Source organism: Sagittula sp., assembly GCF_052825245.1.
Map to the genome: position 1 here is coordinate 1 of NZ_JBRBWD010000061.1, position 21638 is coordinate 21638.

A 21638-nucleotide genomic window follows, 5' to 3' on the forward strand; every position below is an offset into this window, starting at 1 on the left:
GTTGGCCATCCGGCAGACGCGGCGGTGCAGGTCGTTGTAGGAGATCGACTGCGCCTGTTCGTTCGGGTCGTCGGGCTCGAAGATGATGGCGGTCTGGTTGCCGCGGGTCTCGAGATGGCGGTCGACGCAGTTGGCCGCGACATTCAGCGTGCCGTCCCGGAACCACTCGATCGAGACCTGGCCCAGGGTGAAGTCGACGTTGCGGATCTCGGTCGGCCGCTTCATCCACTCCAGGCGCTCTGCCTGCTCCGCCCAGAACGCATCCGGATCGGAAACGGAGGCCGCATACATCGCCTCGTACTTCGACGCATCCACATGCGCGCGCGACACCACCTCGGACGACGGCGGATACGTGGCGGCGGATGGTTGAGCGTGGTCGTTCATGGATGTCCTCCCCTCCAAAAGAAGCATTTCAGACACGGCATTCCGTTGGGTCACCGCGAATGAAGGCACAATACCGCGAACCGAAAATTTTTCCATAACATCCATTTAAATAAAGATTTTTGTGTAAAGCCTGTAGAAAATGGCATGACAATCTGTAAATAATTTTGCCGTCAGGGCGCTAACACCCCTGATTTATCTGGATGAGCCCTCATTCGCGGCAGGCGGGTGTTGCAGGTGGCGATACCCGGCATGGCCGTGCGCGGGCCCAGGGGGCGGGTGTGACAAAACGATGCGGTATGCGGATGTATACCGCTAACGGGCGTCAGGGGCGATTCTCTCCCGATGGGACTTTCGCGGCAGCTAGAGGGTTGCGCCCTGTCCCTGTTTCACTAGGCTCGGGGTCAGAGCGGACCAAATCGCCATCACATAAGGGGAGGATGACATGTCCAAAATGATGACGAAGATCTGCGTCTCGGCGCTGGCGCTGAGCATTGCCAGCGAGGCTGCGGCGACCGAATGGAACGTCTCGGTCTGGGGCAAACGGCGCGCGTTCACCGAGCACATCCACAAGCTGGCCGAGCTGGTTGAGGAGAAGACCGGCGGCGAATTCACCATGAACATCAGCTACGGCGGCCTGTCGAAGAACACCGAGAACCTCGACGGGATCAGCATCGGCGCCTTCGAGATGGCGCAGTTCTGCGCGGGCTACCACCCGGACAAGAACCGCGCGATCACCGTGCTGGAGCTGCCGTTCCTCGGTGTGTCGAACCTCGACGAGGAGGTGGCGGTCAGCCACGCGGTCTACGACCACCCCGCGGTCGCGGAGGAAATGGCGCAGTGGAACGCCAAGATGCTGATGACCTCGCCGATGCCGCAGTACAACCTCGTCGGCACCGGAGAACCGCGCGACGAGGTGGCCGAATTCGACGGCATGCGGGTGCGCGCGACCGGCGGCCTGGGCAAGGCGTTCACGGCTGTGGGCGGCGTTCCGACCTCCGTGACCTCGTCGGAGGCGTACCAGGCGATGGAATCCGGCGTTGTCGACACGGTGGCCTTTGCGCAGCACGCGCACCTGAGTTTCGGCACGATCAACCAGGCGGACTGGTGGACGGCCAACCTGAACCCGGGCACCGTCAACTGCCCCGTGGTGGTCAACATCGACGCCTACGAGTCGCTGAGCGATGCGGAGCGCGAGGCGCTCGACAGCTCCGTCGAGGAGGCGATCGCCTATTACCTCGAGAACTACGGCGAGCTGCTGAAGCAGTGGGACGCGGTCCTGGAAGAGAAGGGCGTCGAGAAGGTGATGATCTCGGACGAGGAGCTGGCAAAGTTCCGCGAGGTCGGCGGCGCACCGATCCGCGACGCCTGGATCGAGGAGATGTCCGCGCAGGGCCTTCCGGCGCAGGAGCTCTATGACCTCGTCGGCACGGCCCTCGAAGAGGCGCGCGCCAGCAATTGACGTTTCGGGTCCGGGCGCAGGGGTGTCCGGACCCTTTTCCGTTTCCTGAAACAGCACCCCGTTTCCCGAGGGAGGGCGCATGGCCGGCAGTGCATCGGTCCTTGAAGACGGCAGTCTCCTGTCCCGGCTCGACCGGGCCTTGCTGAAGCTCGAATGGGGCATGGCCTTTATCTCGGGCCTCGGCGCCTTTTCCCTGATGCTGCTGGCGGTCTGGTCGGTCGGCGGGCGCAACCTGTTCAACGAACCGCTCCGCGGCTACGTCGACTGGATCCAGGCGGCGATGCCGGTGATCGCGATTTTCGGCATCTCCTACGTGCAGCGGCAGGGCGGGCACATCCGGATGGACATCCTCGTCGGCGCGCTTGGCGGGCGGGCGCTGTGGCTGGCGGAGTTCCTGACGACGCTGCTCGTGCTGGTGCTGATGGTGCTGCTGGTCTGGGGGACCTGGGCGCATTTCGACCGCTCCTTCGACATGACGAAGCCGAACTGGAGCCGGGATTCCTCCATCGACATCGGGTTGCCGATCTGGCCGGCCAAGCTGGTGGTGCCGGTGGCCTTCTCGGTCATCAGCCTGCGGTTGCTGCTGCAGCTCTGGGGCTTCGGGCGGGCCTTCGTCCTGGGGATCGAGCGGCCGGTGGCTGTGCCGCTGGTCCAGACCGCCGCGGAACAGGCGCGGGCAGAGGCCGACCACATGCAGGGGCACGACGCATGACGGGCCGCACGCGCCGCCCTGACGGGCGCCTTCCAACGATCCGCGGGGCCTTGAACGCATGGAAATGACCTCAATCGAAATCGGGTTGTGGGTGACCGGCGGGATGCTGGTTCTGGTCGTTCTGGGCATGCGCGTAGCCTTTGCCGCGGCCATGGCCGGGCTTGTCGGGCTGATCTGGATCTTCTGGTCGAAGAAGGGCTACGACCCGGAGGAATTCGGCTGGGCGCTGGGGGTGGCGGTAAAGACCGCGGGGCAGGTGCCGCACGGCAAGGTGGCCAGCCAGGCGCTGAGCCTGATCCCGACCTTCATCCTGATCGGCTACCTCGCTTACTACGCGGGGCTGACCCGCGCGCTCTTCGAGGCGGCGAAACGCTGGATCGCCTGGGTGCCGGGCGGGCTGGCCGTCTCCACCGTCTTCGCGACGGCGGGCTTTGCGGCGGTGTCGGGGGCCTCGGTCGCGACGGCGGCGGTCTTTGCCCGCATCGCCATCCCCGAGATGCTGAAGATCGGCTACGACAAGCGCTTCGCGGCGGGTGTCGTGGCGGCGGGCGGCACGCTGGCCTCGCTGATCCCGCCCTCGGCGATCCTCGTGATCTACGCCATCATCGTCGAGCAGGACGTGGGCAAGCTGCTGCTGGCGGGGTTCATTCCCGGTGTCTTCTCGGCGATCATCTACGGTCTGCTGATCGTCGGCATGGCGCTGGTGATCAAGGGCTTCGGGCCGCCGGTGGGCGGCTTCACATGGCGCCAGCGCTTCGCCAGCCTGCCGCCGGCGCTGCCCATCGTGGCGGTGGTCGTGATCATCATCTTCTTCGTCTACAACCCCTTCGGCGGCGACGCCTGGGGCACGCCCACCGAGGGCGGCGCCATCGGGGCCTTCATCGTCTTCCTCATGGCGGTCTGGCGCGGCATGCGCCTGCCCGAGCTGATGGACGCGCTGGTCGAGACGGCGAAGCTTTCGATCATGATCTTCACCATCATCTGGGGCGTGCTGATCTACGTGCGGTTCCTGGGCTTCGCCGATCTGCCCTCCGCCTTCGCGGACTGGATCTCGTCGCTGCAGTACCCGCCGCTCCTGATCCTGGTGTGCATCCTTCTGGCCTATGCAGTGCTGGGCATGTTCATGGACGCCATCGGCATGCTTCTCCTGACCCTGCCGGTGGTCTACCCGGCGGTCATGGCGCTGAACGGCGGGGAAACCGTCTCTGCCGCCGACAGCGCCTTTGGCATGAACGGCACGATGTGCGCGATCTGGTTCGGCATCCTCGTGGTCAAGATGGCGGAGTTCTGCCTGATCACGCCGCCCATCGGGCTGAACTGCTTCGTGGTGGCGGGCGTGCGGCCGGAGCTTTCCGTGCAGGACGTGTTCCGCGGGGTGACGCCCTTCTTCGTGGCCGACGCCATCACCATCGCGCTCTTGGTCACCTTCCCGTGGATCGTGCTCTGGCTGCCATCGCTGGCCTGAGTGCCCGGACCGCACCGCAAGGCACCGGCCCCCACCTTCATCTTGGCAAAAATACCTTTTCAAAGCCTGTCGCCCGTGCTGCCGGCAAGGCAGGGGCGACAGGCCCGGATCCGGTAACTCCAGCGCGGGCGACACGCGCGCGCTGGCGCCTCAGGTCAGCCGCACCGCGCCGTGGGCAAAGGCCAGCTTGTCGCGCACCTCGGGCGTCAGCACGAAGGGGTAGAGGTCCGGCAGGTCCAGCGCCCGGTTCACGTGGTTCATGGCGATGGTCAGGTCCACGGCGAGCGTCAGCAGCACCTCCGTGTCCGTTTCGAGATAGGCGTCGTATCCCTGCGGCGGCCCGCTCGGCAGGGACAGGCCGGTCGAGGCCGCGCTGTCCAGAAGGTCGGTGAGGTGCAGGAGATGCGCGATCGTCTCGGCCCAGTCCTCATGCGGATGGGCGGTGGCGTAGGCGGTGATATGCGTGCCGTCGGGCGACTTGGGATTGGCGTAATGCTCTTTCAGCGCTTCGCCGTAGTCCGCCCGTTCGTCGCCGAACCGCGCGCGGAAACTGTCGGCGAAGGCCGGATCCTCGGACAGCCGCAGGAACAGGAAATGCGCGATCTCGTGGCGCATGTGGCCGATCATCGTGCGGTAAAGCTCGCCGAAGCGTTCCTGCCGGTCGGCCAGCACGGCGTCGGAGGCTTCGGTCACGTTGATGGTGATCTCGCCGTCGGCATGGCCCATGATGACATCCGCCTCGCCGGTGGCGGTCTGCTCGGACAGCATCTTGAAGACCGGCCGCGCGCCGGTGTCCTGCGGCGTGAACCAGCCCCAGCGCACGAGGTTGGCGATCACCCAGCGCTTGGCATGTTCGCTGCGCTCCCAGAGCGGCAGGTTGTCGGGTTCGCGCAGGTCGGGCACCGTCTCCGTCATGGCGCAGGCGCGGCAAAGCGGGCCGTCCTCTGCCTTCCAGTTGCAGGCGATCTCTTCGCGGTTCGCGCAGAACGCCGCGTCGGCCAGCATGGTCTGCGTGTCCGGGTCGAAGGTGACGGTCTGGCCACAGCCGCAGGCGGTGTTGTGGAAGAAGACGTCGGCCCCGCAGTTGGGGCAATGGAAAACGCGCATCGCGGACTCTCTGATTGCTTGGCGCCGCTCAACGCGCGGTTCCGACCCCGGTTCCATAGGCGGTGCACATCGTTCGGGCCAGAGGTTTCGGTCCCGGCGTTTTGCCGATGGAGCGGCGAAACGGGCACAAAAGCACTTGCCGAACGCTATTAATTCCAATATTCTGGAAATATGGAATCAGCCGATCACATCCACCTCGCGCAACTCACCGCGCTCGCCCATCCGAAGCGGCTGTCGCTGTTTCGGCTGCTGATGCGGCGTTACCCGGACCGCGTGCCGGCGGGCGACCTGGCAGAGGCGCTCGGGATGCCGCCGTCGTCCTTGTCGGCGGCCCTGGCGCAGCTTCGGCAGGCGGGGCTCGTGACGCAGGATCGGCAGGGCACATCGCTCCTTTATGCCGCGGACACCGGCGGATCGGGGCGGCTGGTGAGTTTTCTCGTCGCCGACTGCTGCCGTGGCCGCGGCGACATCTGTTTCAACCTGTCGGGGGAGGACCCGTTCATGACGGACCATAAGACGCGCAAGTGGAACGTGCTGTTCATATGCACCGGCAACTCCGCCCGGTCGATCTTTGCCGAGACGCTGCTGCGCGAGATGGCAGGCGACCGGTTCGAGGTCTTCTCGGCCGGGACCCGCCCGCAGTCGGAGCTGAACCCCCACGCCGTGGCGCTGCTGGCGGCGAAGGGGCATGACATCTCGCCGCTGCGTTCCAAACATATCTCGGAGTTCCAGGGCGAGGGGGCGCCGAAGATGGATTTCGTGTTCACGGTCTGCGACACGGCCGCGAACGAGGAATGTCCGCCGTGGCCCGGTCAGCCGATGTCCGGTCACTGGGGGCAGCCCGACCCGGTGAAGGCCACGGGCACGGAGGCGGAGCGCAGGCTGGCCTTCCAGCAGGTCTACGGCGCGCTGAAGAACCGGATCGCCGCCTTCGCCGCCCTGCCGATGGGCACGCTGGACCGGGTCGCGCTGCAGGCGCGGATCGACGACATCGGACGCACCATGGAAGAGACGACATGACCGTATACGCGCTGAACGGCCTAGGCCGGATGGGAAAACTGGTGCTGAAGCCGCTGCTGGAGGCCGGGGCGGAGATCGCCTGGATCAACGATGCCGTGGGCGACCCGGCGATGCACGCGCATCTGCTGGAGTTCGACACCGTGCACGGGCGCTGGGATGCCCGTATCTCTTCCGACGCGGACAGCATCACCGTCGACGGGGTGCGCCTGCCGGTCCATGCGGCGAAGACGCTGGAGGACCTGCCGCTGGAGGGCGTGGACGTGGTCATCGACTGCACCGGGTATTTCAAGACCGAGGCCCGGATCGCCCCCTATTTCGAGCGCGGGGTGAAGAAGGTCGTGGTCTCCGCCCCGGTGAAGGACGGCAACGCCGCCAACATCGTCATGGGCGTGAACGATGCGACCTACGACCCGGAGGTGCACCGCATCGTCACGGCGGCCTCCTGCACGACCAACTGCCTCGCCCCGGTGGTGAAGGTGATCCACGAGGGGCTGGGCATCCGCCATGGTTCCATGACCACCATCCACGACGTGACCAACACCCAGACCATCGTGGACCGCCCGGCCAAGGACCTGCGCCGCGCGCGTTCGGCCCTGAACTCGCTGATCCCCACCTCCACCGGCTCGGCCACAGCGATCACGCTCATCTACCCGGAGCTGAAGGGCCGCCTGAACGGCCATGCGGTGCGCGTGCCGCTGCTCAACGCTTCGCTGACGGACTGCGTGTTCGAGGTGGAGCGCGCCACTACGGTCGAGGAGGCCAACGCCCTCTTCAAGGCCGCGGCGGAGGGGCCGCTGAAGGGCATCCTCGGCTACGAGGAGCGTCCGCTGGTGAGCTGCGACTACGTGAACGACGCGCGGTCCTCCATCGTGGATGCGCCGTCGACCATGGTGGTGAACGGCACGCAGGTGAAGATCTACGCGTGGTACGATAACGAATGGGGCTACGCGCACCGGCTGGCGGATGTGGCGATGATGGTGGGCAAAAGCCTGTGATCGCGCGCTTGCCCGTCTGAAAGGATCCTCATGCCCGCTCTCCTTCCCCTTGCCGTGCCTGCCGCCGGACAGATGGCCCGCATGACCGGCGGCGCCAGTCTGCGGCGCCACGCCATTCGCCGTGCCGTCGCAGGCGTTGCCCTCCACATCAGATACGCGGACCCAGCGGCGGACCCGAGGCCATGAGCACAGCCACCGCAGCGCCGCAGGGCCTTGCCGCCTATATCGCCGTCACGGCGGCATACTGGGCCTTCATGCTGACCGATGGCGCGCTCAGGATGCTGGTGCTCCTGCATTTCCACACGCTGGGCTTCAGCGCGGTGCAACTGGCCTACCTGTTCCTGCTCTACGAGGTGGCGGGCATCGTGACGAACCTCTCGGCCGGCTGGATCGCCGCGCGCTTCGGCCTGACATCGACGCTCTACGCGGGGCTCGGCCTGCAGGTCGTGGCGCTTGTGGCGCTGGCGCAGCTCGATCCCGCATGGGGTCTCGGCGCCTCGGTCGCCTACGTGATGGCGGTGCAGGGCCTTTCGGGGGTGGCAAAGGACCTGTCCAAGATGTCGGCGAAATCGGCGGTCAAGGTGCTGGCGCCCAAGGGCCAGGGCGGCCTCTTCCGCTGGGTCGCGGTGCTGACCGGCTCGAAGAACGCGGTGAAGGGGCTGGGCTTCCTGCTGGGGGCGGCGCTTCTGGCACTGGCGGGTTTCAAGGCATCGGTCTGGGGCATGGCGGCGGTGCTGGCCCTGATCCTCGCCGCCGTGGCGCTGAGGATGCCGCCGGGCCTGCCCGCGGGCAGGAAGGGCGCGAAGTTCCGTGAGGTCTTCTCGAAGGACCGCAACGTGAACCGGCTCTCGGCGGCGCGGGTCTTCCTGTTCGGTGCGCGCGACGTGTGGTTCGTGGTGGGCATCCCGGTCTACTTCTACGCGGTCCTGTCGGACGGGACGGAGGCGGGCAACCGCGCCGCCTTCTTCACCATCGGCAGCTTCATGGCGGTCTGGACCATCCTCTACGGTGCGGTGCAGGCCTGGGCGCCGAAGGCCCTGCGCGCGGCCTCCCGTCCTGAGGCCGAGATCGTCATGGCAGCCCGGGGCTGGGCGCTGGCGCTGGTGCCTGTGCCGCTGTCCCTGGCGCTCCTCGTGGCGCTCGCCGGGGCGCCCGCACCCTGGCTGACGGCAACCCTGATCGCGGGCCTTCTCGCATTCGGAGCCATCTTCGCCGTCAATTCCGCGCTGCACAGCTACCTGATCCTCGCCTTCTCGAAGGGCGAGCGGGTGACCATGGACGTGGGCTTCTACTACATGGCAAACGCCGCCGGACGCCTCCTCGGCACGCTGCTGTCGGGGCTCAGCTACCAGTGGGGCGGCCTGCCTGCCTGCCTCGGCACGGCGGCGGTCATGGTGGCGCTCAGCGCGTTCGGCGCGTCAAAACTCAGGGCGCCCTGAACGCACAGCGGCCGCCGCCGGCCGGCTTTGCCCGAAAGCCGAAAGCCACAGGGCAAGGCCCTCCCTTCATCTTGGCCCAAATACCTCGGGGGTTCGGGGGCAGAGCCCCCGTGCGAAGCGCACATGCAGGCAAGCCGCGCAAACCGGTGCTACGCCCGCCCAAGTCAGCCCCCTGCGCGAGCAAAGCGAGCGCCGGTCGGATCGCGTCAGCGATCCGAAACCTCGTTCAGAAGCGCCTCCAGCCCCGCCTCGAGACCAGCGAAGGCCTCCGCCAGCCGGGCCTCGATCTCCTGCTGGTAGGCCAGCGCCAGCGGCAGCAGTTCGGCCATCATCGCGCGGCCCTTGTCGGTCAGGGCCAGCCGGACCAGCCTCCGGTCGCTGGCGTCCTGCGCCTTCTCGATCAGGCCGGAGGTTTCCAGCCGGGTGGCCGCGCGGCTGACCTTGGACTTCTCCATCGCCACACGCGCCTCGATGTCGCGGACCGAGACCGTTTCCGCCCCGTCGAGCGGCTGGGCGAGGTGGACCAGCACCCGCCATTCCGGGATCGAGATGCCGAAGCGGGTCCGGTACTGGCGGGCCAGTTCCTCCGACGTGCGCTCCGCCGCCACTGCCAGCCGGTAGGGGGTGAACCGCGCGAGGTCGAAATCGGGCAGCGCCGCGGCCTGCGGCGCACCGGGGTTGGGTCTGTCTTTCATCGGCCTCTCCCGCAAAGGTGGGTCTTCTCCACAACAATAGGGTTGACTTCATTGCAAATGCAACGATTATGTCGCCAACCGCTACATGGTCACCGGGGAGGAGAGTCATGACACGTTTCGAACTGCCCAAGGGGATGGTCCGCGCGCCGCAGGGCGTCGGCACGCACGAAGGCTACATGCCGGGCTTCGGCAACGATTTCGAGACGGAGGCGCTGCCCGACGCGCTGCCGCAGGGCATGAACAGCCCGCAGAAGTGCAACTACGGCCTTTATGGCGAGCAGCTCTCCGGCACCGCCTTCACCGCGAACCCGCCGGAGCGGACCTGGACTTACCGCATCCGGCCCTCGGTCAAGCATTCCACCCGCTACGCGAAGATCGACCTGCCGTACTGGAAGAGCGCGCCGAACGTGGTGGAGGATGTCACCAGCCTCGGCCAGTACCGCTGGGACCCGGTGCCCTACAGCCAGGAGGGCTACACCTGGCTCACCGGCATGCGGACGATGACGACGGCGGGCGACGTGAACACCCAGGTCGGCATGGCGGCCCATATCTACCTCGTGACCGAGTCGATGGTGGACGCGTATTTCTACAGCGCGGACAGTGAATTGCTGGTCGTCCCGCAGGAAGGGCGGCTGCGCTTCTGCACGGAACTCGGCATCATCGACATCGCGCCGCAGGAGATCGCGATCCTTCCGCGCGGGCTCGTCTACCGTGTCGAGGTGCTCGAAGGACCGTGCCGCGGGTTCGTGTGCGAGAACTACGGCCAGAAGTTCGAGCTGCCCGGGCGCGGCCCGATCGGCGCCAACTGCCTTGCCAACCCGCGCGACTTCAAGGCGCCGGTGGCGGCTTTCGAGGACCGCGAGGTGCCCTCGACCCTGACGATCAAGTGGTGCGGCCAGTTCCACGAGACGCAGATCGCGCAGTCGCCGCTGGACGTGGTGGCGTGGCACGGCAACTACGCGCCCTACAAGTACGACCTCAGCACCTACTGCCCGGTCGGCGCGATCCTCTTCGACCATCCGGACCCATCGATCTTCACTGTCCTGACGGCGCCCTCCGGCGTGCCGGGGACGGCCAACATCGACTTCGTCCTGTTCCGCGAACGCTGGATGGTGGCCGAGAACACCTTCCGCCCGCCGTGGTATCACAAGAACATCATGTCCGAGCTGATGGGCAACATCTACGGCCAGTACGACGCCAAGCCGCAGGGCTTCGTCCCCGGGGGCATGAGCCTGCACAACATGATGCTGCCGCACGGCCCGGACCGGAACGCCTTCGAGGGCGCGTCGAACGCCGAGCTGAAGGCGGAGAAGCTGGACAACACCATGTCCTTCATGTTCGAGACCCGTTTCCCGCAGCACCTCACCGCCTTCGCCGGGCAGGAGGCGCCGCTGCAGGACGATTACATCGACTGCTGGGAAAGCCTCGAGAAGAAGTTCGACGGCACGCCCGGGAAGAAATAGGTGAGGGTGTGGGCGCTGCCCCCGCCGCGCCTTCGCGGCGCGGCACCCCCGGATCACGTCCGGTCCAAGGCAACACCAAGCGAATGGAGACGGCATGCCGTTGAAGCGAAGCTGGGTCGAGGCGGCGAACGCCCCCGACTGCGAATTTCCCCTGAACAACCTGCCGTACGGCAGCTTCCGCTCGGACGAGGGGGAGCCGCACTGCGGGGTCGGGATCGGAGATATGATCCTCGACGTCACACGGATGGAGCAGGACGGCCTTGTCCAGATGGAGGACGAGGAAGAGATCTTCTTCTACGGCGACTGGACGGAGTTCATGACGCTGGGCCCCGCCGCATGGGCGGCGTTCCGGGCGCGCATCACCGACCTGCTGGCAGAGGATGCGCCGGATGCGGAGGCGCTTGTCGACTACATGGTTCCGATGGCCGGGACCGAGATGCTGATGCCCTTCACCGTCGCCGAATACACCGATTTCTACGCCGGCAAGCATCACGCCACCAATGTCGGCACGATGTTCCGCGGGCCGGAGAACGCGCTGCCGCCGAACTGGCTGTCGATCCCCATCGGCTACAACGGGCGGGCGTCCTCGGTCGTGGTGTCGGGGACCGACGTGCGCCGTCCCTGGGGACAGCTCAAGGCGCCGGATGCGGATCTGCCGGTCTTTGCGCCCTGCAAGCGCTTCGACATCGAGCTTGAGATGGGCGCCATCGTCGGCACCCCGTCCGACCGCCCGGTAACGGTGGCGGAGGCGGACTCGATGATCTTTGGCTACGTGCTGCTGAACGACTGGTCGGCGCGCGACATCCAGGCGTGGGAATACCAGCCGCTTGGGCCGTTCCAGGCCAAGGCCACGGCCACGTCGATCTCACCGTGGATCGTCCCCAAGGCCGCGCTGGAGCCGTTCCGCTGTTCCACGCCGGAGCGGGAGCGCCCGCTGCTCGACTACCTGGAGGAGCCGGGGCCGATGCTTTACGACATCGCGCTGGAGGTGGGCCTCGCGCCCGAAGGCAAGGCCGAGACGGTGATCGCCCGCACGAACTACAACGTGATGTACTATTCGTCCGCGCAGCAGCTTGCGCATCACACCACCTCCGGCTGCCCGATGAACACCGGCGACCTTCTGGGATCGGGGACGATCTCCGGGCCGGAGAAGGGCGCACGCGGGGCGCTGCTGGAACTGAGCTGGGGCGGCAAGGAGCCTGTCACGCTCGACACCGGCGAGACGCGCAGCTTCATCGAGGACGGCGACACGCTGACCCTGCGCGGTCACGCGCAGGGCGACGGCTACCGCGTCGGATTTGGCGCCTGCACCGGCAAGGTGCTGCCCGCGCTCGACGATCCCTACGCGCGGTAAGACGGCATGGCGGCGCTCGATCATATCCAGCTTGCCATGCCCGAGGGCGGGGAGGCAGAGGCGCGCGCCTTCTGGAGCGGGCTGATCGGGCTGGCCGAGCTGGAGAGGCCCGAGGCGCTGAAGGCGCGGGGCGGGGTCTGGTTCGCGCTCGACGGGGCAGAGCTGCACCTGGGCGTGGAGCCCGGCTTCGCCCCGGCCCGCAAGGCCCATCCCGGCCTGCGGGTGCCCGGCATCGACAGGCTGGCAACGGCGCTGTCCGAGGCGGGGCGCCCGGTGAAATGGGACGACGACATCGCGGGACGCCGGAGGTTCTTTACCGAGGACCCCTTCGGCAACCGCCTGGAATTTCTGGAAGAGGACTGAGATATGGCCAAGGCATTCGCCTCCGCAGGCGACATGGGGGAAAAGAAGACGAGCTTCACGCAGGTGGGCGAGGGGCTTTATGCCTTCACCGCCGAGGGCGACCCCAACACCGGCGTGATCATCGGCGACGACAGCGTGATGATCGTCGAGGCACAGGCGACGCCGCGCCTCGCACGGAAGGTGATCGAGCATGTCCGCGAGGTCACCGACAAGCCGATCAGCCACCTCGTGCTGACGCATTACCACGCGGTGCGCGTGCTGGGTGCCTCGGCCTATGGCGCGCGGGAGGTCATCATGTCCGACACCGCGCGCGCCATGGTGGCGGAGCGCGGGCAGGAGGACTGGGACAGCGAATTCGACCGCTTCCCGCGCCTGTTCCAGGGGCACGAGGAAATCCCGGGGCTCACCTGGCCGACCACGACGTTTTCCGAGGCGATGACCGTCTACCTCGGTAACCGCCGCGTCGACATCATGCACCTGGGCCGCGCGCATACCGCGGGGGACGCGGTGATCTGGGTGCCGGATCAGGAGGTCATGTTCACCGGCGACATCGTGGAATACCGCTCCGCCTGCTACTGCGGCGACGGGCATTACGGCGACTGGGAAGACACGCTGATGAACATCGCCGCCTACGAGCCCAAGGCGATCGCTCCGGGCCGTGGCGACGCGCTGGTCGGCGAGGAGATGGTGGCGACCGCCATCGAGAACACCGCCGACTTCGTCCGCTCGACCTACAAGCCGGTGCAGAAGGTGGTGGGCCGGGGTGGCTCCCTGAAAGAGGCATGGGACGCGGTGCGCGAAGCCTGCGATCCGAAGTTCTCGGACTACGCGATCTACGAGCACTGCCTGCCGTTCAACGTGGCGCGCGCCTACGACGAGGCCCGCGGCATCGACACGCCGCGCGTCTGGACTGCCGCTCGCGACAAGGAAATGTGGAACGCCCTTCAGGGGTGAGCGCCGATCCTGCGCAGCCGGTGGACCGTCCGGTGGACGGTCCATTGCGCGAACGGGCAAAGCCCCGGCAAGGCGCCGGTCCGGCGCAGCCGGGCAGAGCATTGGCGGGGTGCCGGTAACGGTACGGGCGGTCTTTGTAAAATGGCTCGGTGCGGGTTGCGGTCCATCGGAGGGCAGCGCCCGGGCCAGAGCGGTCAGGGAGAGGGCGTGGCATGTCGGATGCGGGCGTGAACCTATCGGCAGAGAACCCGTGGCGCGTGATGGCGCTGAACAACGCATGGGCCAACGAGGTGCTGCTGGAGGCCATCTCGGGCCTTTCGGACGAGGCGTTCGCTGCGCCGCGCCCCGGCTTCTTTCCCTTGCTCAAGGCCACGCTGAACCACATCCTGCTGGTCGACCTGTTCTACCTCGACGCGATGCAGGAGGGCGGGCTGGGCTACACCCTGCGCGACCGTCCCGAGGTTTCCTCGGTTGCCGGTCTGGCACAGGAACAGGCGGCGGCGGACCTGCGGCTGATCGGGTTCTGCGAGGGGCTGACCGGCGACGACCTCGGGCGCACCATCACCATGCAGCGCCCGGGCGGCCAGGTGCAGGAGACCATCGCCGCCCTGCTGCTGCACCTGTTCCAGCATCAGGTTCACCACCGGGGGCAGGCGCACACGATGATACTGGCGGCGGGGATCGCTCCGCCGCAGCTTGACGATTTCCACCTTGATTATGGCCGTGTGCCTTCGGCGCAGGCGTGGTGGGACAGGGCTTGGGGGACAGGCGCGGCTGAGGCCCGCCAAGGGGAGGAGAGACGATGATACATGACCGCTACCAGCTTGCGTTCAGGCTGTATCCCTACGAACGGTCAGCCGATCAGGACGCCGACGCGCCGGTGCGCCATCCGGTGGTCATCATGGGCGGCGGTCCCATCGGGGTGGCCACGGCGCTCGACCTCGGGCTGCAGGGCATCCCGGTGGTGGTGCTGGACGACCACGAGGGGATCGGGCAGGGGTCGCGCGCCATCTGCTTTGCCAAACGCTGCCTCGAGATCGCGGACCGCTACGGCTGCGCGCAGCCGATGCTCGACAAGGGCGTGGTCTGGAACCTCGGCAAGGTGTTCCACGAGGACCGCAAGGTGTTCGAGTTCAACCTCCTGCCGGAGGAAGGGCACCGCTTCCCTGCCTTCATCAACCTCCAGCAGCCCTATTTCGAGAAGTTCCTTGTCGAGCGCGTGCGCGAGGCGCAGGCGGCGGGTGCCCCCATCGAGCTGCGCGGCCGCAACCGCGTCGACAGCGTCGAGGTGAAGGACGATCACGCGGTGCTGCAGATCACCACGCCCGACGGTCCCTACACCATCGAGGCGGACTGGCTGATCGGTTGCGACGGTGCGGGCTCGCCCTTGCGGAGCATGATGGGTCTGGACTTCGAGGGGCGCGTCTTCGAGGACAGCTTCCTGATCGCCGATATCCGCATGCTGGGCGAGGCCTTCCCGACCGAACGCTGGTTCTGGTTCGAGCCGACGCATGGGGCGGGGGCCTCGACGCTTCTGCACAAGCAGCCGGACGACGTGTGGCGGGTGGACTTCCAGATCGGCTGGGACGTGGACCGCAAGGAGGAGCTGAAGGAAGAGAACGTCCGCCGCAGGCTGGATGCCTTCCTGGGCGGCGTGGAGTACGAGATCGTCTGGACCTCGATCTACACCTTCCAGTGCAGACGGATGAAGCAGTTCCGCCACGGGCGGGTGCTGTTCGCCGGGGACTCGGCGCACCAGGTGTCGCCCTTCGGCGCGCGCGGCGCCAATTCCGGGATGCAGGACGCCGACAACCTCGGCTGGAAGCTGGGCATGGTGATCCGGGGCGAGGCACCGGACCGGCTGCTGGACAGCTACGACGAGGAGCGCCGCTTCGGGGCGGACGAGAACATCCTGAACTCGACCCGCGCGACGGATTTCATCACGCCGAAGACCAAGACCTCGCACCTGTTCCGCAATGCCGTGCTGTCGCTGGCGGAGCATCACGCCTTTGCCCGGCCGCTGGTCAACTCCGGGCGGCTGTCGGTGCCCTGCACCTATGACGGGCTGTCGCTGACCGGCGAGGACGGGCTGGCGGGCGGACCGCAGAGGACGCGCCCCGGCAGCCCCTGTCCCGATGCGCCGATGGGCAACGGCTATCTGCTGGGCGCATTGGGCGGACGGTTCGTGCTGCTGACGCTGGATGCGGAGGCGCCGGAGACCCTGACCGAGGATGGCGTGGAGGTGGCGCGCGTTGCGCTTTCGGCGGCGGACGATTCCAGCGGCGCACTGGCGGAGCGGTACATGGGCACGGCAGGGAGCGCGGTCTACCTGATCCGCCCGGACCAGCATGTGGTGGCGCGCTGGGACAGCTATGACGAGGCACGGGTGCGCGCGGCGCTGCGCCGCGCCTGCGGGAAGGAGTGAGGGCGATGCTGAACACCAGTCCGAACATCGAGGCGCCGGACGAGTTCTACGCCGAGCTGATCCAGATCCACGAGGGCCTGTCCGACGAGGAGAGCGCGGCGCTGAACGCGCGGCTGATCCTGCTGCTGGCGAACCACGTGGGCGACCGCGGGGTCCTGCGCGAGGCCCTGCAGGCGGCCCGCGCGGCGGGCTGATCCGCAGACCGTGCTGCTGTCCGGCGTGGATTGACCGCGCCGGACATCCTGCCGGGGCCGTGACCGGAAACAACCGGCACAGGCCCCGAAAAGGGGATTTCGAACCCCGGCCGGCCCGGCCACCGGGGCAGATAATTCCCGTTCAAACCCCGTCAAGCACATAGTTTTCCCGGAGTTCGGTTGTCCGTGGGTGCCGATTGCGACATGATAGTGCCGCAAACAGATGCGGCCGCGTGTCGCAAACCGACCGGAAACGGCGCGCCTGTGCGCTTGCTTGGCGAAACAGGCGGCCAGACTGGCAGACACCCGGCACTTTACGCAGCGTCGGGTTCGCGCTTCGGCGCCAAGAAACAATCGGATCGACGAGAGGGGTGACGACATGTTCCGACACATCATGATTCCGGTGGACCTGGGGCACCTGGACAAGCTGCAAAAGGCGCTCGACGTCGCTGCGGCAGAGGCCAAGCACCACGGCTGCCCGGTGACCTACGTCTCGGTGACGGGCAACACCCCCGGGCCGCAGGGACACACGCCGGAAGAGTTCAAGAGCAAGCTCGCCGACTTTGCCGCGGTGCAGGCCGAGACGCATGGGATTTCGGCCCATGCGCATACCGTCGTCGCCCACGACCCGTCCGTCGACGTGGACGACAAGCTTCTGGCGGCGGTCGAAGAGATCGGCGCCGACCTCGTGATCATGGCGTCGCATCCGCCCAACGTGGCGGACTATTTCTGGCCGTCGCACGGCGGCAGCCTTGCCAGCCACGCCTCCGTCAGCGTGTTGCTGGTGCGCGACAACTGACCTCTGGCCGCCGGGCATGACTTGCAACCTGCCCGGACGGACTACCTGCCAGAACTACAAAAGCAACAGAAACGGACAAAGGGGAACGCGAGATGACAGAAAATTCAGTCGACCCGGAGACGGGCATACCGGTGCCGGAGGGCGCTGCAAATCTCATCGACACGGAATACACGATCGGCCAGGACAACATCCAGACGCAGGTCGGGCCGTTCGGCATGGACATCCACAACCCGGTCTTCCTGATCTCGGGTCTCAGCATCATGGCCTTCGTGTTCTACGCGCTGGCGCTGCCCGAGCAGGCGGGCGAGTTCTTTGGCTGGCTGCGCCCGGCGCTGACCTCGTCGTTTGACTGGTTCTTCCTGAGCGCGGCGAACATCTTCGTGCTGTTCTGCCTTGCGCTGATCGTGCTGCCGGTGGGCTCTGTCCGGCTGGGCGGTGCGGATGCGACGCCGGATTACACGTACCTCGGCTGGTTCGCGATGCTCTTTGCCGCCGGCATGGGCATCGGCCTGATGTTCTTCGGGGTGCTCGAGCCGGTCTATCACATGGCGATCTCGCAACCGCTGGGCACGCCGTCGCCCATCGCCGAGGACGGAAGCATCATCGCCGCCAACGTCGACGCGGCGCGCGAGATGGGCCTTGCCGCCACGATCTACCACTGGGGCCTGCACCCCTGGGCGATCTACGCGGTCGTGGCGCTGGCGCTTGCGCTCTTCAGCTACAACAAGGGCCTGCCGCTGACGATCCGCTCCGCCTTCTACCCGATTTTCGGCGAGAAGGTCTGGGGCTGGTGGGGTCACGTCATCGACACGCTGGCGGTCTTCGCGACGCTCTTCGGCCTTGCCACCTCGCTGGGCTTCGGTGCGCAGCAGGCCAATGCCGGTCTTGAGCACGTCTTCGGTATCCCGAACAACACCACGGTCCAGATCCTGCTCATCACCTTCATCACGGCCATCGCGCTGGTGTCGGTGCTGCGCGGTCTCGACGGCGGTGTGAAGCTGCTGTCCGAAATCAACATGGGCATCGCCGCCGTGCTGCTGGTCTTCGTGTTCTTTGCCGCCGGCGCCATGGCGATCCTGACAGAGTTCGGTCAGGGCATGGTGGCCTACGCCAAGGACCTCATCCCGCTGTCGAACCCGTTCGGCCGTGAGGACGATGCCTACCGCCAGGGCTGGACCGCGTTCTACTGGGCTTGGTGGATCTCCTGGTCGCCGTTCGTGGGCATGTTCATCGCCCGCGTCAGCCGTGGCCGCACCGTGCGCGAGTTCATCATCTGCGTGCTGCTGATCCCCTCGCTGGTCTGCATCCTGTGGATGGCGACCTTCGGCGGCGCAGCCATCGAGCAGGTGCTGGCCGATCCGGTGAACTCGCCGGTGAAGGCGCAGGTGATCGACAGCTACAACCCGCCGATCTCGCTGTTCGCGATGCTCGAAGGGCTGCCGCTGTCGGGCCTGACCTCGGTCATCGCCATCGTGCTGGTGATCGTGTTCTTCGTGACCTCCTCCGACTCCGGGTCGCTCGTGATCGACACGATCACCGCGGGCGGCAAGGTCGATGCGCCGATCCCGCAGCGGGTGTTCTGGTGCGTGTTCGAGGGCGCGGTGGCCATCGTGCTGCTGCTGGGCGGTGGCCTTGCAGCCTTGCAGGCCATGGTCATCTCGACCGGTCTGCCGTTCACGCTGGTGCTGCTGGCGATGTGCTGGGCGATCTACCAGGGTCTCAGGACCGAACGCCGGGCCTGAAGCGCCTGACATGACAGGAAAGGCGGGCCTTCGGGTCCGCCTTTTTTCGTTCTTGAAGGGTGGATGTCAAAGGGCGGAGATGCCGCCGTCGAGCGTGATCGCCTGCCCGTTCATGAAGCTGTTCTGCGGCGAGGTGATCCAGAGCGCAGCATCGGCCATCTCCTGCGCCGTGCCGAACCGGCCTAGGGCGTTGAGCGGCGTTTCGAACCGCGTCTTCTCCGTCCCCATGGCGTCCAGCATCGGTGTATCGGTGAAGCTGGGGCAGAGCGCGTTGACGCGTATGCGCTGCTTGCGCAATTCGTGGGCGAGGGATCGGGTCAGGCCTACCACACCGTGTTTCGTGGCGGCATAGGCGGCAAGGCCGGGCGCGCCCGCCACACCGGCCAGCGAGGCTACGTTGAGGATGCGCCCGCCGTCGCGCATCGCCGGGATCTCTGCCTGAAGCGCGTTGAATGTGCCGGTCAGGTTGACGGCGATCAGACGGCTCCAGTCGTCCTGTGAGAGCTTCGCAAGCGGTCCGAAGGGGCCGGAGATCCCTGCGTTGTTGATCGCGATGTCGAGGGGACCGAACCGTTCCTGCGCCTCGGCGACCATCGCGCGGACGGATGCGGCGTCGGTCACGTCGCAGGGCAGGGGAAGGATGTCTTCGCCCGAGGGCAGATTTGCGATGTCGAGGTCCGACAGGATCAGCCGTGCCCCGGCGCGCGCAAACGTATCGGTCATGGCGCGCCCGATGCCGCCCGCCGCGCCGGTGATCAGGACGGTCTGTCCGGTCAGGTCGATGTGCATGTCGTGCTCCCCCTCTGGCTCAGGGGATCACGTTTGCGCGGTGCGGGGAAGAGGTCAGTCCACGGGTTCGAAATAGTCGCCATGTTCCGCGCGCACCCGGGCCAGAACGTGCCGGATGTCGGCCAGGTGGTTGCGCAGCTGCGCCTCGGCACTGGCGGTATCGCCGCGCGTCAACGCGTCGACGATGCCCTGGTGTTCCGCGTGGACCTGGCGCTGGCGTTTGCCGGACAGGGTCAGGAAGCGCACGCGGTCCATGTGGGCCTTCTGTTCCTGTATCAGCTCCCATGCGTGCGGATGCCCTGCGATCTCGCTGATCAGCAGGTGGAAGGCGTCGTCGAGCGCGTGGAAGACGGCGCGGTCCGATTCCTCCAGCGCCGCCTCCTGCCGGTCGAGGCTGGCGCGCAGGCGGGCTGCGGCCTCGGGCGTCATTTGCCGGGCCGCCTCGCGCAGGCATTCGCATTCGATGGCCGTGCGGATGAAGGCCGCGTTCAGCACGGCCTTGGGCGAAATCTTCGAGATCAGCGTGGCGCGCTGCGGGCGGATCAGCAGGAAGCCCAGCTTCGACAGGCGGAAGAAGGCGTCGCGCACGGGCTGGCGGGACACGTCGAGCTGCTGGGCGATCTCGGCCTCCGACACCCGCGTGCCGGGCGGGAGCTGAAGGGAGATCACCGCCTCGTAAAGCGTGTCGAAGACCATGTCCGTGGCGGACTTCTGGGTCAGGGGGGCAAGGGGCGTAATGGTGATCTCTGACATCTGGTCTCCGCCGGATTGGTTTGCGCAGATTAGCGGGCGGGCCGCGTTGACACAATTGGACAACTAGCATATTAGCAGATCAAGTTGGAAATTTGGAGTGTAAGATGCCTCTGACCGATCCCGATCGCCTTTTTCCGGTAGAACCGGGTCTGCGTGGGCTGGCACGGGATCTCTATGGCAGCGTCAGGGACATGCCGATCGTCAGCCCGCACGGGCATTGCGATCCGCGCTGGTTCGCCGAGAACGAGCGATTCCCGAACCCCGCAGAATTGTTCGTGATTCCCGACCATTACGTGTTCCGCATGCTGGTCTCGCAGGGGGTGGCGCTGAGCGATCTGGGCGTGCCGCGCGTCGACGGCGGCGCGACGGAGGCGGATCCGCGCGCCATCTGGCGGCGGTTCGCAGAGAACTATCACCTGTTCCGGGGCACGCCGTCGTCGATGTGGCTCGATCACTCCTTCGAGCATGTCTTCGGCCTTGACGAGGTGCTGGCGGCGGCCAATGCCGATGCGATCTACGATTTCATCGATGCGAAGCTGGGGCAGGACGACTTCCGCCCGCGCGCGCTGTTCGAACGCTTCGGAATCGAGGTACTGGCCACCACCGAGGGCGCGCTGGACGACCTGAAGTGGCACCAGATGATCCGCGAGAGTGGCTGGGGCGGACGGGTTGTCACCACGTATCGCCCCGACGCCGTTGTCGATCCGGAGTTCGAGGGGTTCGCCGCCAACGTCGAGGCCTTCGGCGCCGTGACCGGCGAGAACACCGCGACCTGGGACGGCTACCTGAACGCGCACCGCATCCGGCGTCTGTTCTTCAAGACCTTCGGCGCCACCGCTTCGGACCACGGTCATGCCACCGCCCGGACTGAGAACCTGCCGAAGGCAGAGGCCTCGGCCCTGTTCCAGAAAGCGTTGAAGGGCGATTGCACCCCGGAAGAGGCCGACGCCTTCCGCGGCCAGATGCTGACCGAGATGGCGCGGATGTCGCTGGACGACAAGCTGACGCTGCAGATCCACCCCGGCAGCCGCCGCAACCACTCGGCCGGCGTCTACGCGACGCACGGGCGCGACAAGGGGTTCGATATTCCCGGACGCACGGATTATGTCGGCGCGCTGAAGCCGCTGCTGGATGCCGTGGGGATGGAGCCGAAGCTGAAGGTCATCCTCTTTACGCTGGACGAAACCACCTACGGGCGCGAACTGGCGCCGCTGGCCGGGGCCTATCCCTGCCTGCGCCTCGGCCCGCCGTGGTGGTTCTTCGACAGCTACGAGGGCATCCGGAAGTTCCGCGAAGCCACGACCGAGACCTGCGGCTTCTACAACACCGCCGGGTTCAACGACGACACACGGGCGTTCTGTTCGATCCCCGCGCGCCATGACGTCGCGCGCCGGTCGGACTGCGCCTATCTCGCGGGGCTGGTCGGAACGGGCCGCCTGCGGGAGAGCGAGGCGTACGAGGTCGCGGCCGACCTCACGTACAATCTGGCGAAGGATGCCTACGGGCTCTGATGCCGTTTCATCCAG

General features: G+C 66.8%; 21 protein-coding genes. 16 read left to right on the forward strand and 5 right to left on the reverse strand.

What is annotated here, in order from left to right; translation table 11 throughout:
• A partial coding sequence (locus tag ACU0DV_RS24365; RefSeq protein WP_446269812.1) for an acetyl-coenzyme A synthetase N-terminal domain-containing protein occupies positions 1–384 on the reverse strand: 384 nt, incomplete at its 3' end.
• A 442-nt stretch (positions 385–826) separates the two neighbouring features.
• Here ACU0DV_RS24365 and ACU0DV_RS24370 point away from each other — a divergent pair.
• The 3 genes from ACU0DV_RS24370 to ACU0DV_RS24380 all read left to right on the forward strand — a co-directional run bounded on the left by ACU0DV_RS24370 (position 827) and on the right by ACU0DV_RS24380 (position 4020).
• A complete protein-coding gene (locus ACU0DV_RS24370) occupies positions 827–1843 on the forward strand; it encodes a C4-dicarboxylate TRAP transporter substrate-binding protein (RefSeq protein WP_370312365.1) in 1017 nt (338 codons plus the stop codon).
• 79 nt (positions 1844–1922) lie between these two features.
• Complete coding sequence (locus ACU0DV_RS24375; RefSeq protein WP_100930024.1) at positions 1923–2555, forward strand: TRAP transporter small permease subunit; 633 nt, start codon at positions 1923–1925, stop codon at positions 2553–2555.
• 64 nt (positions 2556–2619) lie between these two features.
• Complete coding sequence (locus ACU0DV_RS24380; RefSeq protein ID WP_100931022.1) at positions 2620–4020, forward strand: TRAP transporter large permease; 1401 nt, start codon at positions 2620–2622, stop codon at positions 4018–4020.
• Positions 4021–4170: 150 nt separating this feature from the next.
• Here ACU0DV_RS24380 and ACU0DV_RS24385 read toward each other — a convergent pair whose 3' ends face one another.
• Positions 4171–5127 carry a zinc-binding metallopeptidase family protein gene (locus ACU0DV_RS24385; protein WP_446240564.1) on the reverse strand — a complete coding sequence of 319 codons (957 nt, stop codon included), beginning with the start codon at positions 5125–5127 and terminating at the stop codon, positions 4171–4173.
• 171 nt (positions 5128–5298) lie between these two features.
• Between ACU0DV_RS24385 and ACU0DV_RS24390 the strand changes: the two genes are divergently transcribed.
• The 3 genes from ACU0DV_RS24390 (at position 5299) to arsJ (ending at position 8581) form a co-directional block, all read left to right on the forward strand.
• Positions 5299–6147 carry a metalloregulator ArsR/SmtB family transcription factor gene (locus ACU0DV_RS24390; RefSeq protein WP_446240565.1) on the forward strand — a complete coding sequence of 283 codons (849 nt, stop codon included), beginning with the start codon at positions 5299–5301 and terminating at the stop codon, positions 6145–6147.
• The gene (locus ACU0DV_RS24395; RefSeq protein ID WP_446240566.1) at positions 6144–7142 is read left to right on the forward strand and encodes an ArsJ-associated glyceraldehyde-3-phosphate dehydrogenase; all 999 of its coding nucleotides are present in this window, start codon (positions 6144–6146) and stop codon (positions 7140–7142) included. The genes ACU0DV_RS24390 and ACU0DV_RS24395 overlap by 4 nt, the downstream gene beginning before the upstream one ends.
• Before the next feature lie 182 nt (positions 7143–7324).
• Complete coding sequence (gene arsJ / locus ACU0DV_RS24400) at positions 7325–8581, forward strand: organoarsenical effux MFS transporter ArsJ (RefSeq protein WP_446240567.1); 1257 nt, start codon at positions 7325–7327, stop codon at positions 8579–8581.
• 206 nt (positions 8582–8787) lie between these two features.
• Here arsJ and ACU0DV_RS24405 read toward each other — a convergent pair whose 3' ends face one another.
• Positions 8788–9276 carry a MarR family winged helix-turn-helix transcriptional regulator gene (locus ACU0DV_RS24405; RefSeq protein ID WP_100930029.1) on the reverse strand — a complete coding sequence of 163 codons (489 nt, stop codon included), beginning with the start codon at positions 9274–9276 and terminating at the stop codon, positions 8788–8790.
• Between the two features lie 107 nt (positions 9277–9383).
• Between ACU0DV_RS24405 and hmgA the strand changes: the two genes are divergently transcribed.
• The 9 genes from hmgA (at position 9384) to ACU0DV_RS24450 (ending at position 18570) form a co-directional block, all read left to right on the forward strand.
• Positions 9384–10739, forward strand: coding sequence for a homogentisate 1,2-dioxygenase (gene hmgA / locus ACU0DV_RS24410; protein WP_446240568.1), 1356 nt, complete (start codon positions 9384–9386; stop codon positions 10737–10739).
• 94 nt (positions 10740–10833) lie between these two features.
• Positions 10834–12093: a fumarylacetoacetase gene (gene fahA / locus ACU0DV_RS24415; protein WP_446240569.1), complete on the forward strand. Its 1260-nt coding sequence runs from the start codon at positions 10834–10836 to the stop codon at positions 12091–12093.
• Positions 12094–12099: 6 nt separating this feature from the next.
• Positions 12100–12456 (forward strand): glyoxalase, encoded by a 357-nt coding sequence (locus ACU0DV_RS24420; RefSeq protein WP_446240570.1) that lies wholly within the window; start codon positions 12100–12102, stop codon positions 12454–12456.
• A 3-nt stretch (positions 12457–12459) separates the two neighbouring features.
• Complete coding sequence (locus tag ACU0DV_RS24425; protein WP_446240571.1) at positions 12460–13410, forward strand: MBL fold metallo-hydrolase; 951 nt, start codon at positions 12460–12462, stop codon at positions 13408–13410.
• A gap of 212 nt (positions 13411–13622) precedes the next feature.
• Positions 13623–14216, forward strand: coding sequence for a DinB family protein (locus ACU0DV_RS24430; RefSeq protein WP_446240572.1), 594 nt, complete (start codon positions 13623–13625; stop codon positions 14214–14216).
• Positions 14213–15835, forward strand: a complete 1623-nt coding sequence (locus tag ACU0DV_RS24435) for an FAD-dependent oxidoreductase (protein WP_446240573.1) — start codon at positions 14213–14215, stop codon at positions 15833–15835. The genes ACU0DV_RS24430 and ACU0DV_RS24435 overlap by 4 nt, the downstream gene beginning before the upstream one ends.
• A 5-nt stretch (positions 15836–15840) precedes the next feature.
• A complete protein-coding gene (locus ACU0DV_RS24440) occupies positions 15841–16029 on the forward strand; it encodes a DUF2783 domain-containing protein (RefSeq protein ID WP_446240574.1) in 189 nt (62 codons plus the stop codon).
• A gap of 379 nt (positions 16030–16408) precedes the next feature.
• Complete coding sequence (locus ACU0DV_RS24445; RefSeq protein WP_446240575.1) at positions 16409–16828, forward strand: universal stress protein; 420 nt, start codon at positions 16409–16411, stop codon at positions 16826–16828.
• 92 nt (positions 16829–16920) lie between these two features.
• On the forward strand, positions 16921–18570 hold the full coding sequence (locus tag ACU0DV_RS24450; protein WP_446240576.1) for a BCCT family transporter: 1650 nt from the start codon (positions 16921–16923) through the stop codon (positions 18568–18570).
• Between the two features lie 66 nt (positions 18571–18636).
• Here ACU0DV_RS24450 and ACU0DV_RS24455 read toward each other — a convergent pair whose 3' ends face one another.
• Together ACU0DV_RS24455 and ACU0DV_RS24460 are read right to left on the reverse strand one after the other, a co-directional pair.
• Positions 18637–19359 (reverse strand): SDR family NAD(P)-dependent oxidoreductase, encoded by a 723-nt coding sequence (locus ACU0DV_RS24455; RefSeq protein ID WP_446240577.1) that lies wholly within the window; start codon positions 19357–19359, stop codon positions 18637–18639.
• 54 nt (positions 19360–19413) lie between these two features.
• Positions 19414–20112 (reverse strand): GntR family transcriptional regulator, encoded by a 699-nt coding sequence (locus tag ACU0DV_RS24460; RefSeq protein ID WP_100930040.1) that lies wholly within the window; start codon positions 20110–20112, stop codon positions 19414–19416.
• Between the two features lie 104 nt (positions 20113–20216).
• Here ACU0DV_RS24460 and uxaC point away from each other — a divergent pair, with 104 nt between their 5' ends.
• Entirely contained in the window at positions 20217–21623 is a 1407-nt protein-coding gene (gene uxaC, locus ACU0DV_RS24465) for a glucuronate isomerase (protein WP_446240578.1), read from the forward strand.
• Positions 21624–21638: the final 15 nt, after the last annotated feature.

Bases quoted from the DNA above. Each gene is read 5' to 3' on its own strand.
- ACU0DV_RS24370 (WP_370312365.1), top strand. From the start codon at position 827: ATGTCCAAAATGATGACGAAGATCTGCGTCTCGGCGCTGGCGCTGAGC.
- ACU0DV_RS24375 (WP_100930024.1), top strand. From the start codon at position 1,923: ATGGCCGGCAGTGCATCGGTCCTTGAAGACGGCAGTCTCCTGTCCCGG.
- ACU0DV_RS24380 (WP_100931022.1), top strand. From the start codon at position 2,620: ATGACCTCAATCGAAATCGGGTTGTGGGTGACCGGCGGGATGCTGGTT.
- ACU0DV_RS24385 (WP_446240564.1), bottom strand. From the start codon at position 5,127: ATGCGCGTTTTCCATTGCCCCAACTGCGGGGCCGACGTCTTCTTCCAC.
- ACU0DV_RS24390 (WP_446240565.1), top strand. From the start codon at position 5,299: ATGGAATCAGCCGATCACATCCACCTCGCGCAACTCACCGCGCTCGCC.
- ACU0DV_RS24395 (WP_446240566.1), top strand. From the start codon at position 6,144: ATGACCGTATACGCGCTGAACGGCCTAGGCCGGATGGGAAAACTGGTG.
- arsJ (WP_446240567.1), top strand. From the start codon at position 7,325: ATGAGCACAGCCACCGCAGCGCCGCAGGGCCTTGCCGCCTATATCGCC.
- ACU0DV_RS24405 (WP_100930029.1), bottom strand. From the start codon at position 9,276: ATGAAAGACAGACCCAACCCCGGTGCGCCGCAGGCCGCGGCGCTGCCC.
- hmgA (WP_446240568.1), top strand. From the start codon at position 9,384: ATGACACGTTTCGAACTGCCCAAGGGGATGGTCCGCGCGCCGCAGGGC.
- fahA (WP_446240569.1), top strand. From the start codon at position 10,834: ATGCCGTTGAAGCGAAGCTGGGTCGAGGCGGCGAACGCCCCCGACTGC.
- ACU0DV_RS24420 (WP_446240570.1), top strand. From the start codon at position 12,100: ATGGCGGCGCTCGATCATATCCAGCTTGCCATGCCCGAGGGCGGGGAG.
- ACU0DV_RS24425 (WP_446240571.1), top strand. From the start codon at position 12,460: ATGGCCAAGGCATTCGCCTCCGCAGGCGACATGGGGGAAAAGAAGACG.
- ACU0DV_RS24430 (WP_446240572.1), top strand. From the start codon at position 13,623: ATGTCGGATGCGGGCGTGAACCTATCGGCAGAGAACCCGTGGCGCGTG.
- ACU0DV_RS24435 (WP_446240573.1), top strand. From the start codon at position 14,213: ATGATACATGACCGCTACCAGCTTGCGTTCAGGCTGTATCCCTACGAA.
- ACU0DV_RS24440 (WP_446240574.1), top strand. From the start codon at position 15,841: ATGCTGAACACCAGTCCGAACATCGAGGCGCCGGACGAGTTCTACGCC.
- ACU0DV_RS24445 (WP_446240575.1), top strand. From the start codon at position 16,409: ATGTTCCGACACATCATGATTCCGGTGGACCTGGGGCACCTGGACAAG.
- ACU0DV_RS24450 (WP_446240576.1), top strand. From the start codon at position 16,921: ATGACAGAAAATTCAGTCGACCCGGAGACGGGCATACCGGTGCCGGAG.
- ACU0DV_RS24455 (WP_446240577.1), bottom strand. From the start codon at position 19,359: ATGCACATCGACCTGACCGGACAGACCGTCCTGATCACCGGCGCGGCG.
- ACU0DV_RS24460 (WP_100930040.1), bottom strand. From the start codon at position 20,112: ATGTCAGAGATCACCATTACGCCCCTTGCCCCCCTGACCCAGAAGTCC.
- uxaC (WP_446240578.1), top strand. From the start codon at position 20,217: ATGCCTCTGACCGATCCCGATCGCCTTTTTCCGGTAGAACCGGGTCTG.